A 16802-nucleotide genomic window follows, 5' to 3' on the forward strand; every position below is an offset into this window, starting at 1 on the left:
TACATTTCTACATCATTCTCAAACAAAGCTGTGATGGAATCACAATGGATGTAGGTTTGAGCACCATACATTTCTACATCATTCTCAAACATTCATGCTGGGCATGCAGTAGTAGGAAGTGTTTGAGCACCATACATTTCTACATCATTCTCAAACGAAAGTAGGTAAATATGCAACCGTATAAGAGTTTGAGCACCATACATTTCTACATCATTCTCAAACTACTGGTGTATGTCTGATGAAGTTGGAATAGTTTGAGCACCATACATTTCTACATCATTCTCAAACCAAAAGAGATTCTTTTAGTCACTAAAAAGAGTTTGAGCACCATACATTTCTACATCATTCTCAAACCTTGCACATCCAAAACGGAAACGGTGCAGAGTTTGAGCACCATACATTTCTACATCATTCTCAAACTGAACAGCTAGTTAGAAAGAATCTTGTGGAGTTTGAGCACCATACATTTCTACATCATTCTCAAACCGAATACGGTCGAACATATAACCCTGTCTGGTTTGAGCACCATACATTTCTACATCATTCTCAAACCAGTAGCGCAAGAACTCTTTATTAATTAATGTTTGAGCACCATACATTTCTACATCATTCTCAAACAATGAAACAACCATGTCTGCATTCGTAGAAGTTTGAGCACCATACATTTCTACATCATTCTCAAACTGCCCAGATCAATAAGTTTCTTGTAGTCCTGTTTGAGCACCATACATTTCTACATCATTCTCAAACCCAATCAATCGGTTCTTCGATTTTAGCCATGTTTGAGCACCATACATTTCTACATCATTCTCAAACGCTTTTAGCATTTCTGATGGCATATCGCTTGTTTGAGCACCATACATTTCTACATCATTCTCAAACACACCTGCTTTCCAAAGCATTTGGATAATTGTTTGAGCACCATACATTTCTACATCATTCTCAAACTAATGCCAACCCGTGATAGTTCAAAGCTTGTTTGAGCACCATACATTTCTACATCATTCTCAAACCCATAAATCCAAGAATTATTTTGCTTTGCAGTTTGAGCACCATACATTTCTACATCATTCTCAAACTTGCCGAAGCGTGATTTACTAATTTGTAACGGTTTGAGCACCATACATTTCTACATCATTCTCAAACTCCATGCGCTCAACAAGATTCTTTCTAACTGTTTGAGCACCATACATTTCTACATCATTCTCAAACTATGTGCCATTCTGGGGGATTGAATACTCAGTTTGAGCACCATACATTTCTACATCATTCTCAAACGGAATTGGGCTTGTTTCTTTCGTCCCCGCAGTTTGAGCACCATACATTTCTACATCATTCTCAAACTGATATACTTTCCAGGCGTGTTCTAGCATTGTTTGAGCACCATACATTTCTACATCATTCTCAAACATACTGGGATTCCAGCTTGCAGATCTTTTCGTTTGAGCACCATACATTTCTACATCATTCTCAAACTCTTCAACAGTTTTCGTATGCTGTGCTTTAGTTTGAGCACCATACATTTCTACATCATTCTCAAACTGTTCAATATTTCTCACGTCGTGGCACGTGGTTTGAGCACCATACATTTCTACATCATTCTCAAACCTGACGAGTGGGTGATACCGCCATTATATAGTTTGAGCACCATACATTTCTACATCATTCTCAAACAAAGCTGTCACTGGATACCGCTTTCCCAGTGTTTGAGCACCATACATTTCTACATCATTCTCAAACCCTGTGACGTCACTACACATACATTTTACTGTTTGAGCACCATACATTTCTACATCATTCTCAAACGGTGTCCGTCTTTACCGTACACACGATATAGTTTGAGCACCATACATTTCTACATCATTCTCAAACGGTGAGCCTATGATGAACCAATACGAAATCGTTTGAGCACCATACATTTCTACATCATTCTCAAACTATGTATGCGATCCACGTAGACAGGGTTATAGTTTGAGCACCATACATTTCTACATCATTCTCAAACCATCAGCCAGACTGAATTTGCAGTAAGTCTGTTTGAGCACCATACATTTCTACATCATTCTCAAACGTGGCAGTCCTCATAGTGTGTGCAGCTGTAGTTTGAGCACCATACATTTCTACATCATTCTCAAACAGTAAGGGTATTCAGAATGTAAAGAAATCTGTTTGAGCACCATACATTTCTACATCATTCTCAAACCTCAAATCAGAAAATGAAATGCCATCACTAACATAAAATGTATCTCTGCTGTGCTCAAACACACTTGTCTAAATAATAGTATAACGAGATCTTTCTCTTTTTTCAATAGATTTCACAGTTATCCTTATCAATAATATACCACTTCTCACCATCTATTCTACTTTCAATATAGTGTTCCATTAATAAAATGTTCCATTCTCGACAGCGCACTTCCAAATACAATAATTTCATTTCTTCAACAGAAAAGTATTGTCTTAAATTCCAGAATATTAATAATTTTGGCTTTATCAATTCCTGGAGCAATATACAATATTGCAATAACCGCTCCAAGTCCGTTTCATATTCAGTAACTAATTGAATACCCATAGCTTTCGCCAAACTCGAATAATCAAGTTCTTCATTGATACTGAACTCAAACGAATACTCCACCTCTAGATTACCAAAGAATGTTTGGATATGTGTGTTTAGCTCCTGCCCCTCTCTCCAATGCATTTCGTTCACTGCTTTTTCTGCAAAAGATTTCAAAAAGGCAGTAACTAGCTTTCTTTGATTAACATCTAACTGCAATGGGTTAAAAATCATTTCCATGACTTTGCTGATTTTTAATTCTTTATCACCTTCCGACAATACCCAGTTACCACTATCACCACTTTGCTGAGATATTAATTCCTTTTGAATCTCCCGCCATCTTACCGGCGATTCTACAACACACACTGGTATCAGAGAATCATCCTTTCCAAATTCTATATCGAAATGAACATCCGGATGTGTTAATTTCAAACATCCCCCTCCCCTCTTTTACCGTGATTACAGTATAATTAACCGTTCATCACTCTGAATCACTTCACTTGTAACTTCCCCGACCAAAAGTTCCATTCGACCATACTGTTTTTCGGTAATCGTCAACATTTGCACCAATCCTTCAGGAGGTTTGTTTTTGCGAACATTATCTTCAATCCTTTGAGCTATGCTGGTATTTAATGCTAACTTGCTATAGATTGACTCCTGTTGCATGACAAACCCACTCTTCAGCAAATATTTCCGAAATCTCGTGTATTCTCGTCGCTGCGCACTTGATAGTACAGGAAGGTCGAACATTACTATCACTCTCATGTACCTATAACTCATAAGAATAAAAGGAAAGCTGCGCAATGTCCGACTCATTCAAAGCATCGAATACGCTCTTAACGTATTGCTTGATCGCATTTAGGATGACAAAATGTTTGCCTTCCATTATTATTTCTTCATTTAGCAAAGCAACTAATTTCATTTTTTGTTCATGCTCAAATTCTATTGGTTTCATTTCACATACCTTTCGATCGACAAGCACACGATACGGTTCCATTAAATCTGAGCCCAAATTAAATTGGTTAAACATATTATCGTGGAACAACCCCAGCTGCGTAATGTATCCATTCATTACAATTTCACGATTAATTGCAGAAAGCATCAGTGAATATCCATAATTCAATGCTGCATTAATCGGGCAATCTTGACTCCGTGAGAAATCCATGCCAAACAATGCGTTAAAATATACTTTTGCAGCATGACCTTCACGATTAGTGGCATCATTCCATTGTATCTGTTGAACATAGTCTCTCAGCAGCGTAGCTTCCGTATTCTTCCCCCTTTCCAGCAAGAATTCCGCCTGCTTATTTATTTTCTCACGAACAATTTCCGTCCACACAGCTTCCTTCACCGACTGTGGCCACGTAATTTGTGTACGGATTTTATTGCTTGTATCATGTGAGCCATAATACGAAATCAACTCCGAGGATGGATTTCGCTTATGGTCACAAAATATCACTTTCACCTTCTGTCTCGTTAATTCCGCCAACAATCCAACTGTCAGTGATACAGAAGTAGATTCCACAAGCAAAAGTGCTATTTCTGAAATATGTATCTTCTGCGTTTTCATCTCACTCCGTACCACTAAATATTGCAATTGCAAGTCCAATTTTGCCGTGTTGTGCACGACGACAATTCGCCAACTCATATCGTTTTTAGATCAATCACCTGTTCGTAGAAACCGGTGATTGATTGGTTAATAATATACACATTACTTAATGTCGATATATCAAATCCCATAGTTAATATTCCAGCACGTCCCGGTCCATTTAATAATTTTAAATTGGCTGACTGGCTGGCACATTGAAACAAATGTAAAATCTCCATTAATACAATACATTTTTCTTCCGCTGACAATGCGTCAAATATAATTTTTCCATTTTTGAGTTTAGGCACTTGTGCAGACAACCGTTTTTCATAAACAGTATATTCCAATTTGCCTACCAAGAGATCAAACAGCTCTTCAAACATCCCTTCTGTTGGTCTAATTTTTTCCGAAAGCACAGCCTCTTTGTTTTCCTTATAATCAAGGCAATATTTGCTAATCACCTTAATTATCTTTTCTATCTTATACGGTACAACAAGCTGATTAGCCCCTTTAAATATTAACCCATTAGAACTTCTTCCCGACAAATGCATCTTAAAGCCATCCACGTCAAATAGCGTATTAATCTTTATCTTGGGTATTCGCACGTCCGGATTCACAAGGCCAAGTTCCTCCTCACAATATCGTCTACGAAGCTCTACAGATTCCTCTAAGCTTTTCGCCAAATATACCGGCACGAACTCAATCGTTCTCTTTCTCTCTCCCTTCTTACCATCGGATTCCACCAGCATAAAATAAGCACCACTCGCCTTATTATACGCTCCATATTTCTCAATCGACTGGAGCCTCTCGTCGACACCTCCCTTGATTGGTATCTGTCCTTTTCCTTTTTTCAAGATGTTTTGATCGAAAAGTCCTCCTTTCACTTCGTATGCTCTTCTTGTGAATAAAACATTATTCTTTCGCATCCATTTCTTCACAGTACATATTGTCCCGTTATCTCCAGGAATCCATGCAGTTTCATTTCCACGTTTTACCGTTTCATTCTCAAACATTTTCTTTAAGTTGTATGTACGTCCCGGATTGTTGCGCACAAACCATGCCGCATCCTTTGTAAATTTTACATAGTATGTGTTGCCGACAACAATATTCAAATAGGCATCTTTGGCATGATGGAAATCATTCACCTCACGCACTTTGATCATGTCAAATTTATGCCGGAATTCACTAACTGCACGAGCTTTTGCATAAACGATTTCGGCATCAGGATATGCCTCTTCCAATAAATGCGCAACCGCTTTGGTACTCTGACGTGTCTCTACTAATTGTCTGGCAATAAAACCAGCCAACTCATCTTCACCAAATGCCTCTGTTCTTGTCAATCTCTTATATTTTTCTTTAGAGATCAATCCCTTTTTCAACAGCGTGCTCCATAATGCTTTTCCTGCTTTTCGGTATTCCTCAGGGACCGGGAATGTATCTGTCTTTTTGCTATTTAAATCTCTTTTGACCAATACGCGGTTGTCTATACTATCGTCCATAACCTTCGATTGTGGATATATATGATCAATATCATATCGGTTTGTGAATAACTCATCCAAATCAATGGCATCTCCGGAATACATACATCTTCCCATCTGCGAATAATATAAGAAAAGTTTGTCACTGCGCAATGCATTATCAGACTCCTTATTTGCCAGACGGTCGTATAATTCCGGTGCTTCCTTTTTGCAGGCTTTGTAAAGATCCAACAACTGGTTTCTTCTAGAAACTTTTCTCACGCCTTTTTCACCGGGCTCTCTTGCAACCTCGACAAAAATGCGTTTTGGTGCACCACCCATTATATTTGTAATTTCCCTTACAATTTTTATAGTTTGCCAAATTGGGCGCTTTACTGCAGGAGACACATAAAGCTCTTCAATGTCTTGATATTCTATCTCCCCTTTTTTCATCTGTCCGGCATTCCATTGCTCAATCTGCTTTGTATAATCGTATTTTCCACTTAAAAGTTTCATTAAGTTCTCATTCGTTTCCCAAAGCGCAGTGATGATATTCATCACTTCACCAGTCTCTTTATTGACTGATTCAATATTTTCCAAAAAGGTGCGCGACAATCTGCCCCACCCTGCATATTTTTTGTTGGCAAGCTGAGCAACCTGTTTGTCAGACAACATCGGATATTTTCTATGAATACGCTGTTTCAACATCTTTTGAGAATCTGCAAATAGCGTAATATCTCTAACGATATCCTCCTGCTCACTTTCCGAAAGGACCCCCGTTCCAACGATCTGCTTAAAATCATGATACGCTTTCAACGAACTCTTAAAATTCTGATCAAATCCGGATAGTTCTTGTTCTTTAGAAATTACGCCGTTGATTCTAAGGTAATCCTTGACCTTTTTCCCTGTTACACGTTGGTATTTCTTGAAAACATTATTATAAATATCCTGCTTAAGTTCCGGAGCTATCAGTTCCCCATCAATGCGCAGATTATTTAGCTCGTTCAATACATTGAATTTCGCATACAACAATGATTCCTTCGGCAAAACATCCTCTCCGATCAGATACGTGCATTTATTCGTCATGCGTTCAATAAATTTCGTTGCACTTTCTTCCTCGTCAATCATTTCCGAAAAATTCCATGGATAAATTTTGCCTTCCTTTTTACGTACAGACCAGCTATGACCACCTTTGTCTTGATGCGCCGTATTCAAAGGTCCTACGTAGTACGGAATGCGGAAGCAGAATATCTTTTGTATTTTTTCCACTGGCGTATAACCATCTTGATCTTTCTCCAACAAAAACGGATAGAATTTCTGTGCGTTGTCCAATATTGCATTCAATTCATTCTCATGCAATTGATAAGGAATAACTCCATTATCGCGAATCATTTGTTTTGGAAATAATGTTCCAAGATCCATCTCTGCTTTTAACTCATCGATTATCTCTTGCCCCATTTCATCCACAGACAGACGATCCAGCTGCTTTTTTAAGAATTTATAAAAATCTTCCTGTGAACATTTTTTCTCAATCGGCTGTTTTTTTCCATTTTTCTTTGCCATGCCAATATAAGCACTATAATTTGCCTCATTTTTCTCAGACACACCAAAAACAGCCTCGTAAACTTCTTTATCCATCCGAAGAAGCTGCTTCACTTTCCGCAGATCATCACGGTGTTTCTCATAGGTTTTAACTTTTGCTTCCGACAAAAAGCGCGCATCCCCCAGTATATCATGCAATACCGTCCAATCATACACACCCTTTGCTGCTGCTATAAGCAAAAATCGATCCGCCAATACAGACTCTATTTCTACCTCTTTTTCTTCATAACCATTATCAGAAAAGCATATTTTCGAGATTTCTTCTTTATCCAACTCCGGATCAGCAAAAATATCACTTAGCTTTACGGTGCAACCCGTAATTAAAGCTGCTATCGCTTTCTCCTGTTTTTGCTTCTGCTTATCCGTTCCTACTATGAGCTTGCTGACCTGCGTCTTTTTATCTGATTTTGTGCATTGAGCATCACTCATAATGTGTTCCAATTGAGTCAACACTTCTTCTTGCGTCAAAGATTTCAGATCAATCTCTTGTTCTTCAGCCTGCTGCACTAATGCCCCAATCGCTGTTGAAAATTCTTTTACTTCTGATAATTTCTTGCCCTCAAACAGAAAATGTCCTCTATGCTTAATAATGTGATGCAATGCCAAATAAAGCAATCGAATATCGGGCTTATCTGTTGTATTCGTTGCCAACGCATAGCGCAAGTGAAAAATTGTCGGATATTTCTTATAATAGTCTTTATCTGTAAATCCATCATCTGCAAACAGTGCATACGGCAGCTCCGGCATGTTTCCATTGATGTCTTTCTTATCCTCATGCCAATACTTACTCTCTTTCATCCGCTGATAGAATCCCATGTCTTTCTTGCTAATCTCTTCCGCAAAGATTTCCTGCAATAAATGTAATCGATTTTTACGGCGCTCTGTTCTTCTTCGAGATGTTCGAAAGATTCTTCTTTCTTCGGCTGTCTTAGCAGACTCAAACAGGCGAATTCCCCATAATGCCTTACCATGACGTTTGATAACATTGTACGTCGGATCCGTCACTGCCCATCCTACAGAACCGGTTCCCATATCCAATCCAATATAGTACTCTCCAAATTTTTTCATAAAATCCTCCTTTTTCTCTTGACATGTCGTAGTTTATGCTTTATTATTGATGTCAGTTAAGTACCATACGTATTAACTACATCATAAGTTCAAATAAAAATTTATTCAAATCGCCTTCGGGCATCACAGTGTGTGATTTAATTGAACTTTAGGAACTCGCCTCGGCGAGTTTTTTTGTTGCTTGTTCATACCAGATCATCTCCTCCCCATCACTTCAATCTAAGAATCAGCACTTGTTATCCTTCATAGCCAATTCCATTTCCAGATCATCCGCAAAATATTGTCTCCTCATTCTTTGAATTTCCTTTTGTAGTTCACTGACAACTTCCTGCGGTGCAGCAATCTTAACCCCTTCTCCTAATCCTAACACCCATCCAAAAAAATTATTACTGACAACCACTTCAACTTTTGCTTGAAAGTGATCCTCATCCACCGGGCGAATTTTAACGTCTCTTCCAAATCTATCTACGATCACACCTATAAACCCATTTTGACAAAGCAGCGTGACCGATTCCTCTTTTCCCGAAAACATTCCAAAATGTTTCTCTGCGTAGTTTGCTATATTTCCCTGTGGAAATAACTTTTGACCTTTTCTTTTGCATTTCATCGGTTGAATACGTAACATCTTGTCGACTCGAAAATGCTTGACAAGCTCAGCCTTTGCGTCATATCCTACCATATAATAATTCTCATTATCCCAAATCAGCCCCCACGGAGATATTATGTATCTCTCTCCTTCGTGTCTTGGCTCCATCTCCTTTTTCAAATTCCACTGAAAATATTGAAATGAAATCATTACGTCTGCTGTAATTGCATTATGTATTTCATCTACATTATAGTAGATACTTTCGTTCATGGTTTTTATCCGACCGTGAACATATACCTGTTGATTTAACTGTTTCGCTTCGTATTGACTAACGTAGCGTTCCAGTTTCTCTATAAGCTGGCTGGATTTCTTCTCTGTGATAAATTTAGAAGACTGTACTGCGTCTACCAAAAGTTTCAATTCCGCCAATTCCAAATTTCGATTTCCTACACAATAATATACATATCGTCCTATGTGCTTTTTTTCAATATCAATTCCAAACAATTGCAGAGCTTCTAAATCAGAATATATACTCTTTCTCTCTGCCGCAATGTCATACTTGGCCAACTCATTGATAATCTGCTCTACCTGTAAACCATGTTCATCATCCGTCAGTCGAAGCATAATCTTTGCTAAATACAACAATTTTAGCCTTTGATTCGGTCGCTTTGCCATTTACCCTCCCATCTCTTATACGCATACCTATCGTAGATTTCTTGGTACAAAATTTAACATTACTTGTCTTAGTGTGGATTCTCTACACATTCTTTTATGACATGCCACTATTATAACACATTTATTGTCCCATAAAACGTACTTAATCGTATTTTTCAATAATTTTGGTTTTTTGGATCGGTGATTTTTGATTTTGTATCCACAATTCGGACATTTTCTTACGGTATCCGAAATTTCCCGGTTGCATTCCGGGCAACTAATTAGTGCCATTTGCTTTTCATCCTTTCTCTTTTATCGTAATAGATAACATAACATTTTCTATTTTACGAAATCCTCTCATATGCAGTCACCGCCCCGCCCACCTTTTGACTTTCTCCCTCAAACTTTGTATAGTATATATGTTGTGCCATCGGGCACACGTTACATTTTACGACTGCAAGGCATCAGCTTTTGATATACGCCCGGTTTCTTTAGAACAGGGGGGATGGTCGCTGGTTTTTTGCAGCAAAGCAAACATTGGAGGGTACCTATGAAATCTTTTGGTAGTGAGGGGATTTTATTCCCTGTATATTTTATTATGCTGGCTTTGGCCGTATATCTGAACGTGTTTACGGGTTCGGGTCTTGATATCGCCAACATTATCATTAATATTGGAATGTTTTTAATTGTCGGCGGGATTATTTTGTATTCTACGACACATTGTTTCATGCCTGCTAATCGGATGATGGCTAGCCTGCATCTTGCGGCACGCAACTTTCAGACTGACTTCAAACGCAAAGGCGATTATTTGTGGGATGATTATAAAGATAATCCAAAGCTCTTTGGTAACAAATTGGCAGATACACGTTTTCGTGAATATTGCGAGGAACGCAGAAGATTAACGATGTTAGAGCGAAGTGCCCAATGCGATATTGATGATTATCTGAACGAATATTACATTGACAGCGTAATGAAATGTGGATTGATCAGCATTGTTCCCGGCGTAATGACCGGTCTTGGTATTTTGGGTACTTTTATCGGTCTGTCGTTTGGTCTTCAGAATTTTAATACCGGCAGTGCGTCCGCAATTACGGACAGCATTCCGCAGTTGATGAATGGTATCAAGATTGCGTTCCACACATCTATTTATGGTATGGTATTTTCTTTGGTATTTAACTTTGTTTACAAGAAAAACTTAGAAGATGCTTATAATGCCATGGACGATTTTTTGGACAGTTACCATAAATATGTCGCACCCCGTGCACAAAATAATGCGGCAAATATTTTCTTGGATTATCAAGCTTTGCAAATGATGCAGACGGAGAAGATGATGGAGAAATTTAGTGATGAAGTAGCTGATAAGATTGCTCGGGCACTCAGACAGTAACACCACTCGGTTCCGCGTACAGAAAAGAGGTTTATTATGCGCAGAAAAAAGAAAAGACATTTGGAGGAAACCAGTTATTGGCTTTCCTATTCCGATATGATGGCTGCTCTTTTGTTGATCTTTGTGTTGATCATTTCGTTTACAATGCTGCAATCGCAAAGACGTTACGAGCAAAAACAAGAGGAATTAAAGCAGCAGCAGGCTTTGGTTCAAAGCCAACAGGAACAACTGCAGGAGCAGCAGGAACAGTTAGACAAATTGATCGGTATTCGAACGGAACTGATCGAGGCTCTCAAGAAAGAGTTTGACGGTACGGATCTCAGTGTGAAAGTCGATGAAAAGACCGGATCCATCGCGCTTGACTCAAGCATTTTGTTTGATTCCGGACAATTTGCGTTGAAATCGTCGGGTGAAGAATTGCTGCAAAAGTTTTTACCAAAGTATATTGGCGTATTAACAGACAAGCAATTTAATGATTATATCTCAGAGATTATTATTGAAGGACATACAGATACACAGGGAGATTATTTATATAATCTAGAGCTGTCCCAAAAAAGAGCCTTGTCTGTCGCAACTTTCTGCTTGGATGAAAACAAGAAAGTGCTGTCGACTGCCAAGATCACGAAACTACGCAAAATTGTGACGGCAAACGGCAAGTCCTTTAGCAATCCTATATTGGATAAGGATGGCAAAGAAGATCAAAATGCATCTCGTCGCGTGGAATTTCTTTTCCGCCTGAAAGATGATGAAATGATAAATGATATCAGTGACATTTTGAATAATTGATATCAGCGACATTTTGAGCAAAAGATATCAGCGACATATTGAATAATTGATATCAGCGACATTTTGAGCAAAAGATATCAGCGACATATTGAATAATTGATATCAGTGACAGGAGGAAAACATGGAAATTCATCCGATTGCCCGGATACACTCTGATTTTCCGGGAAAGTTTGGCATTCCACGACAGAGCGGTCTGGTTCCGGAGTTACGCAGCCGTATCATATTTGAACCGGAATACCGCAATCGCGATGCGATCCGCGGCTTGGAAGATTTTTCTCATTTATGGCTGATCTGGGAATTTTCAGAAACAATACGTGGGGAATGGTCACCTACCGTTCGTCCGCCCAAACTTGGCGGCAATAAGCGCATGGGAGTATTTGCAACGAGATCTCCATTTCGACCAAATTCACTGGCGCTTTCTTGTGTAGAATTACAGGACATTATTTTTTCAAAAGAAGATGGACCAATCCTGGAAATAACGGGTGCCGATCTCATGGACCGCACCCCGATCTATGATATAAAACCATATCTTCCGTATGCCGACTGTAAACCGCTGGCTACGGGTGGTTTTACAGACAGCGTAGAAGCTCATTTGCTGCACGTAATACTTCCGGACAATGCGGGCCAAGTATTGCCTGCCGAAAAGCTTCTTTCTCTGGAAAAAGTGCTGGCTCAAGATCCTCGCCCTTCTTACCAAAACGATCCGGAACGCATCTATGCATTCGAGTTCGCCGGCGTTACTGTCCGCTTTTTCGTACAGGATGACATTCTCACCGTAGTATCTATGAGTTAGCTGCCTATATACGCCAACTTCGGGCATGGGAAGTTGGCGTTATTTATTTGCCCAAAGATAACAGTATGCTTGTGTTCTCGCCGCAAATCGTTCTGTCTTTAACAGATTCCGTACTTCTTCTTTGGTGTACCATCCTGCTTCAATTTCTTCCACATTAGATGTGCTTTGGCGGAATTCACCACGTGCTTTTCCGATGACACATACATTCATCTCATTGCTGAACCCAACCGCACTATAGCTGAGTCCTAACTCATCATTGATCTCATATAGTTCTAACCCCGTTTCTTCCCACAACTCGCGCTTCGCACTCTGCTCCGGCACCTCGCCGGGATCGATCAATCCCGCCGGGAAATTATAAACCCACGTACCTGCCGCCATACGGAATTCTTTGTTCAAAACGATTTTCTCCCCACTCTCATCAGTGACCATCAGCACAACTGCATCCGGCTTATTGCCACGAAGCTCTTCTCTTGTTTGAACATTACGGTTACGGCTGATCATTTCATATATCTTTGTCGTATCATCTACCGTCTTATAAGTAATATCATAACGGGTAATAAATTTACCTTCTTCCTTTTTATCAATCTTCTCAAACTTCATTCTCTAAGTTCCTCCTGTTTTCATTTATATTCTCAAGCTTCTCATACCGGAAGTTTGCGTTATATTGGCGTTAGCGGAGTACAAATAGATATCTTTTTCATACGTTACATATACCCGCAGCCGTTTTTCATCGGATGTTCCTTCCCCGAAATATAGTGTGCACGAAACGCCATATTGCATTCTCGCAATTCCATTTCCCCTTCAATATACGGTTCGTACATTTTTAGGATTCCTGCCGAACATCCATCACAACCACCTGCATCACCGCCCACAGATTCTTCAATGATCGCCATTCTTTCTTCCTTTGTGGTATCTTTTATCAATAAACTTCTCATCGTCATACCTCCTGTCATTCCAGTAAATAGCGCATGATTTCTGCGCATAATAGCCACACCTATTGTAACACTCTTTCGCCCTATAGTAAAAAGGAAAGTTGAGTAATTTTCAAAATGCTAGTATACTATACTATCGGGATGCAAAGCAGACACCCATCCCCCTATACCAATAAACAACCCAAACTTCACGCATCCAAAGGGAATGCATCGTCACATATTGCTTATTACGTCAAAGAATACGAAGTATTTTGCAGCCACAACATAGTGGTTTCTGCCATCAGAGAACTACAGTAATTGCCTTGCCGCAATTAGTTTTTAGAGTGATTTCTATATTTTGTTGCCTCTGATGAATGATTTACATGCCTTACAGAGAACTCGAAGTCCCGGAAGCAAGGTATTCATCATTTTTGAAAGGGACTTTGCGCTCGTCGTTACTTATGTCTCGTATTTCAGAGACATTAAGTAACGTGACGTAGCGCATCGTAGCGAAAGCGTCCCGTCCCAAAATGGATGATACCTTGCTAAACCGGGACATCTCAGACACTCTTTCAGGCATGTATACATCAGAGGCCTAACAAAATAAGAAATCACGTAAAAACTTTGCGTTCTGCGACAATTATCTTAGTTCTTTGATGGCAGAATAAGTCAGTTTATCGGCTGCAAAATAGTATGTATATTACAGACGTAATAAGCAATATGTGACGATATACTGATTTTGGTTGTGTGAAGTTGAAGTAAGAAATAGAAAGAAGCGTAGAACGAACATGAATACTAAGACAAGCAAATATGAAATAGATATGTGTAATGGCTCAATATTGGATAAACTGGTTTCCTTTTCAATTCCATTGATGCTGTCAGGAATTTTACAGTTATTATTTAATGCGGTAGATATTATCGTGGTTGGACAGTTTACAGGCAATGAAGCACTGGCGGCAGTTGGATCAACGACTGCGCTGATCAATGTATTTGTCAATCTTTTTATCGGAATTTCCTTGGGCGCAAGTGTATTAGCTGCAAGATTTTATGCGACCGGACAAGAGAAGGAAATGTCAGAAACCGTACATACATCCATTACGTTGGCTCTGATCAGTGGAATCGCAATGGGAATTATCGGAGTGATTGCTGCCAAAGGTGCGTTAGAGCTGATGGATACTCCGGATAATGTATTAAACCTGTCCACACTTTATATGCGCATATATTTTATGGGAATGCCATTTTTTATGTTATACAATTACGGAGCGGCCATTTTAAGAGCGGTGGGTGATACCAAACGCCCTCTATTATTTTTGATTATTTCAGGTGCGACAAATGTGGTGTTAAATCTTCTTTTGGTGATTCAGTTTCATTTGGGTGTTGCCGGTGTTGCTATCGCAACGGTAATTTCTCAATGTATATCGTGCATTTTGGTATTACGCTGTCTATACCTTTCCGATGGAAGTTATCAGCTCCGCTTCAATAAATTAGGTATGAAAACGCGCTATGTAAAGCAAATATTCCAAATCGGTATTCCAGCCGGAATCCAAAGCACGATCATTAATTTTTCGAATGTTCTGCTTCAGTCCTCTGTCAACTCTTTTGGTTCTGTTGCAATGGCAGGCTACACTGCCGCCAATAATATTTTGGGATTTTTGTATGTATCTGTGAATTCCATTACACAGGCCTGCATGAGTTTTACAAGCCAAAATTATGGTGTACGTAAATTTAAGAGAATGGATAAAGTGTTATTAGAATGCTTAGGACTGACGGTAATTGTTGCTCTCGTTTTGGGTGGTGGATCCTATCTTTTCGGTGCGGAACTAATGCACATTTACACTAAGAGCACCAATGTCATAGAGTGCGGTATAGATATTATGTTATATACAACCGTCACATATTTCTTATGCGGTATCATGGATCTGCTGCCGGGGGCATTGCGAGGCATGGGGCATTCCACCGTGCCAATGATCCTTTCGGTGATTGGCACGGTAGGCACCAGAATTGTATGGATCTATGTCATTTTCCCATGCCATAGATCATTAGACTTTTTATTTATTTCCTACCCGGTGTCGTGGCTCCTAACCATTGTCATGCAGGTGATCTGTTTTTATTTCGTACGCAAAAAGGTGCACAATAGCTAGCTGCTCCACCCAGCTCCTGTTCAATCCTGAGAAGCCGGTTGTACTTTGCAACTCGCTCACTTCGGCTCGGTGCACCGGTTTTAATCTGTCCGCAATTCAAGGCAACTGCCAGATCTGCTATCGTCGTATCCTCTGTCTCTCCGGAGCGGTGGGACATAATACTCGTATAACCAAACTGTTTGGCAAGCTTGATCGCTTCCATCGTTTCCGATAAGGTTCCGATCTGATTGAGCTTAATTAGGATTGAATTACCACAGCCTTCTGCAATTCCCTTTGCCAGCCGTTTCGTATTCGTGACAAACAGATCGTCCCCCACCAACTGTACTCGATCGCCGAGTTCCTGTGTCAATTTCTCCCAGCCAAGCCAATCCTCTTCATCCAGTGGATCTTCAATAGAAATGATAGGATATCGTTCCACTAATGACTTCCAATGCGCGATCAACTCCTCGGAGGAATATCTCACCCCGGATTTTGGAAGCAGATACATCCCCTTTTGATCACTTTTCCATTCACTTGCCGCTACATCAATAGCAATCCGGAAGTCTTTTTCCGGTTCGTACCCTGCCTCTTTGATCGCATCGAGAATACATTCTATTGCCTCTTCATCACTCTGCAAATTTGGTGCAAATCCACCCTCGTCACCAACAGAGGTTGCCAAACCTTTTCGTTTTAATAAGGCAGCCAATGCATGAAACACTTCTGCGCTCCAACGCAGCGCCTCGCGGAATGAGTCCGCTCCCACCGGCATGATCATAAACTCCTGTACATCTACTGTATTGGCCGCATGCGCACCACCGTTCAAAATGTTCATCATCGGCACAGGCAGTTTTGTACCGGATACGCCACCCACGAAACGGTAAAGTGGCGTCTTTAACGATTGTGCGGCTGCTTTTGCCGTTGCAATAGAAACCGCCAAGATCGCATTCGCTCCAAGCACGGATTTGTCTGCTGTGCCATCTTTACGCAGCATTACTTGATCGACCGCATACGTATCAGACGCGTCCATCCCGCGCAAAATACCATTGATAACGTGATTAATATTATCAACCGCCTGCAGCACACCTTTCCCACCATACCGTGTATGATCTCCATCCCGAAGTTCCAATGCCTCAAATTCTCCGGTAGATGCACCACTCGGCGCAGCCGCCCGTCCTATCGTCCCATCCTGCAGAGTCACTTCTGCCTCTACGGTTGGATTCCCTCTAGAATCCAAAATTTCTCTGCCTGTAACACGTTCAATCTGCAATTGTTTAAGCACACTGATCACCATACCTTTCT

The 16802-nt window shown here is 40.0% G+C and carries 13 protein-coding genes and 1 CRISPR repeat array (1 of these 14 cut by a window edge); of the genes, 4 read left to right on the forward strand and 9 right to left on the reverse strand.

Annotated elements, in window-relative coordinates:
• A CRISPR array of direct repeats spans positions 1–2203; the repeat unit is 36 nt; unit sequence GTTTGAGCACCATACATTTCTACATCATTCTCAAAC; it begins 1660 nt to the left of the window's first position.
• 102 nt (positions 2204–2305) lie between these two features.
• The 6 genes from csn2 to ACSAJE_RS08910 form a co-directional block, all read right to left on the reverse strand.
• On the reverse strand, positions 2306–2983 hold the full coding sequence (csn2, locus tag ACSAJE_RS08885) for a type II-A CRISPR-associated protein Csn2 (protein WP_458008860.1): 678 nt from the start codon (positions 2981–2983) through the stop codon (positions 2306–2308).
• A gap of 27 nt (positions 2984–3010) precedes the next feature.
• Positions 3011–3316 carry a CRISPR-associated endonuclease Cas2 gene (gene cas2, locus ACSAJE_RS08890; RefSeq protein ID WP_118507332.1) on the reverse strand — a complete coding sequence of 102 codons (306 nt, stop codon included), beginning with the start codon at positions 3314–3316 and terminating at the stop codon, positions 3011–3013.
• 4 nt (positions 3317–3320) lie between these two features.
• Positions 3321–4199 carry a type II CRISPR-associated endonuclease Cas1 gene (cas1, locus tag ACSAJE_RS08895; protein WP_458008861.1) on the reverse strand — a complete coding sequence of 293 codons (879 nt, stop codon included), beginning with the start codon at positions 4197–4199 and terminating at the stop codon, positions 3321–3323.
• Entirely contained in the window at positions 4196–8266 is a 4071-nt protein-coding gene (gene cas9 / locus ACSAJE_RS08900) for a type II CRISPR RNA-guided endonuclease Cas9 (RefSeq protein ID WP_458008862.1), read from the reverse strand. Before cas9 ends, cas1 begins: the two co-directional genes overlap by 4 nt.
• 226 nt (positions 8267–8492) lie before the next feature.
• Complete coding sequence (locus ACSAJE_RS08905; protein ID WP_458008863.1) at positions 8493–9527, reverse strand: helix-turn-helix transcriptional regulator; 1035 nt, start codon at positions 9525–9527, stop codon at positions 8493–8495.
• Positions 9528–9554: 27 nt separating this feature from the next.
• Complete coding sequence (locus ACSAJE_RS08910; RefSeq protein ID WP_458008864.1) at positions 9555–9797, reverse strand: zinc-ribbon domain-containing protein; 243 nt, start codon at positions 9795–9797, stop codon at positions 9555–9557.
• 259 nt (positions 9798–10056) lie between these two features.
• On the opposite strand from ACSAJE_RS08910, the gene ACSAJE_RS08915 reads away from it, so the two are divergent.
• The 3 genes from ACSAJE_RS08915 (at position 10057) to tsaA (ending at position 12472) form a co-directional block, all read left to right on the forward strand.
• Positions 10057–10893 carry a MotA/TolQ/ExbB proton channel family protein gene (locus ACSAJE_RS08915; RefSeq protein ID WP_022024644.1) on the forward strand — a complete coding sequence of 279 codons (837 nt, stop codon included), beginning with the start codon at positions 10057–10059 and terminating at the stop codon, positions 10891–10893.
• 36 nt (positions 10894–10929) lie between these two features.
• On the forward strand, positions 10930–11679 hold the full coding sequence (locus ACSAJE_RS08920; RefSeq protein WP_458008865.1) for an OmpA family protein: 750 nt from the start codon (positions 10930–10932) through the stop codon (positions 11677–11679).
• Positions 11680–11800: 121 nt separating this feature from the next.
• The gene (gene tsaA, locus ACSAJE_RS08925) at positions 11801–12472 is read left to right on the forward strand and encodes a tRNA (N6-threonylcarbamoyladenosine(37)-N6)-methyltransferase TrmO (protein WP_458008866.1); all 672 of its coding nucleotides are present in this window, start codon (positions 11801–11803) and stop codon (positions 12470–12472) included.
• Positions 12473–12511: 39 nt separating this feature from the next.
• Here tsaA and ACSAJE_RS08930 read toward each other — a convergent pair whose 3' ends face one another.
• Together ACSAJE_RS08930 and ACSAJE_RS08935 are read right to left on the reverse strand one after the other, a co-directional pair.
• A complete protein-coding gene (locus tag ACSAJE_RS08930) occupies positions 12512–13072 on the reverse strand; it encodes an NUDIX hydrolase (RefSeq protein ID WP_118690762.1) in 561 nt (186 codons plus the stop codon).
• A 104-nt stretch (positions 13073–13176) separates the two neighbouring features.
• Positions 13177–13407 (reverse strand): purine biosynthesis protein PurH, encoded by a 231-nt coding sequence (locus ACSAJE_RS08935; protein ID WP_118690764.1) that lies wholly within the window; start codon positions 13405–13407, stop codon positions 13177–13179.
• Between the two features lie 764 nt (positions 13408–14171).
• Here ACSAJE_RS08935 and ACSAJE_RS08940 point away from each other — a divergent pair.
• The gene (locus ACSAJE_RS08940) at positions 14172–15524 is read left to right on the forward strand and encodes an MATE family efflux transporter (RefSeq protein ID WP_458008867.1); all 1353 of its coding nucleotides are present in this window, start codon (positions 14172–14174) and stop codon (positions 15522–15524) included.
• Here the strand turns inward: ACSAJE_RS08940 and eno are convergent.
• Complete coding sequence (gene eno / locus ACSAJE_RS08945; RefSeq protein WP_458008868.1) at positions 15472–16794, reverse strand: phosphopyruvate hydratase; 1323 nt, start codon at positions 16792–16794, stop codon at positions 15472–15474. The genes ACSAJE_RS08940 and eno overlap by 53 nt on opposite strands.
• Between the last annotated feature and the right edge of the window lie 8 nt (positions 16795–16802).

Source organism: Jutongia sp. SJQ-6, assembly GCF_054161275.1.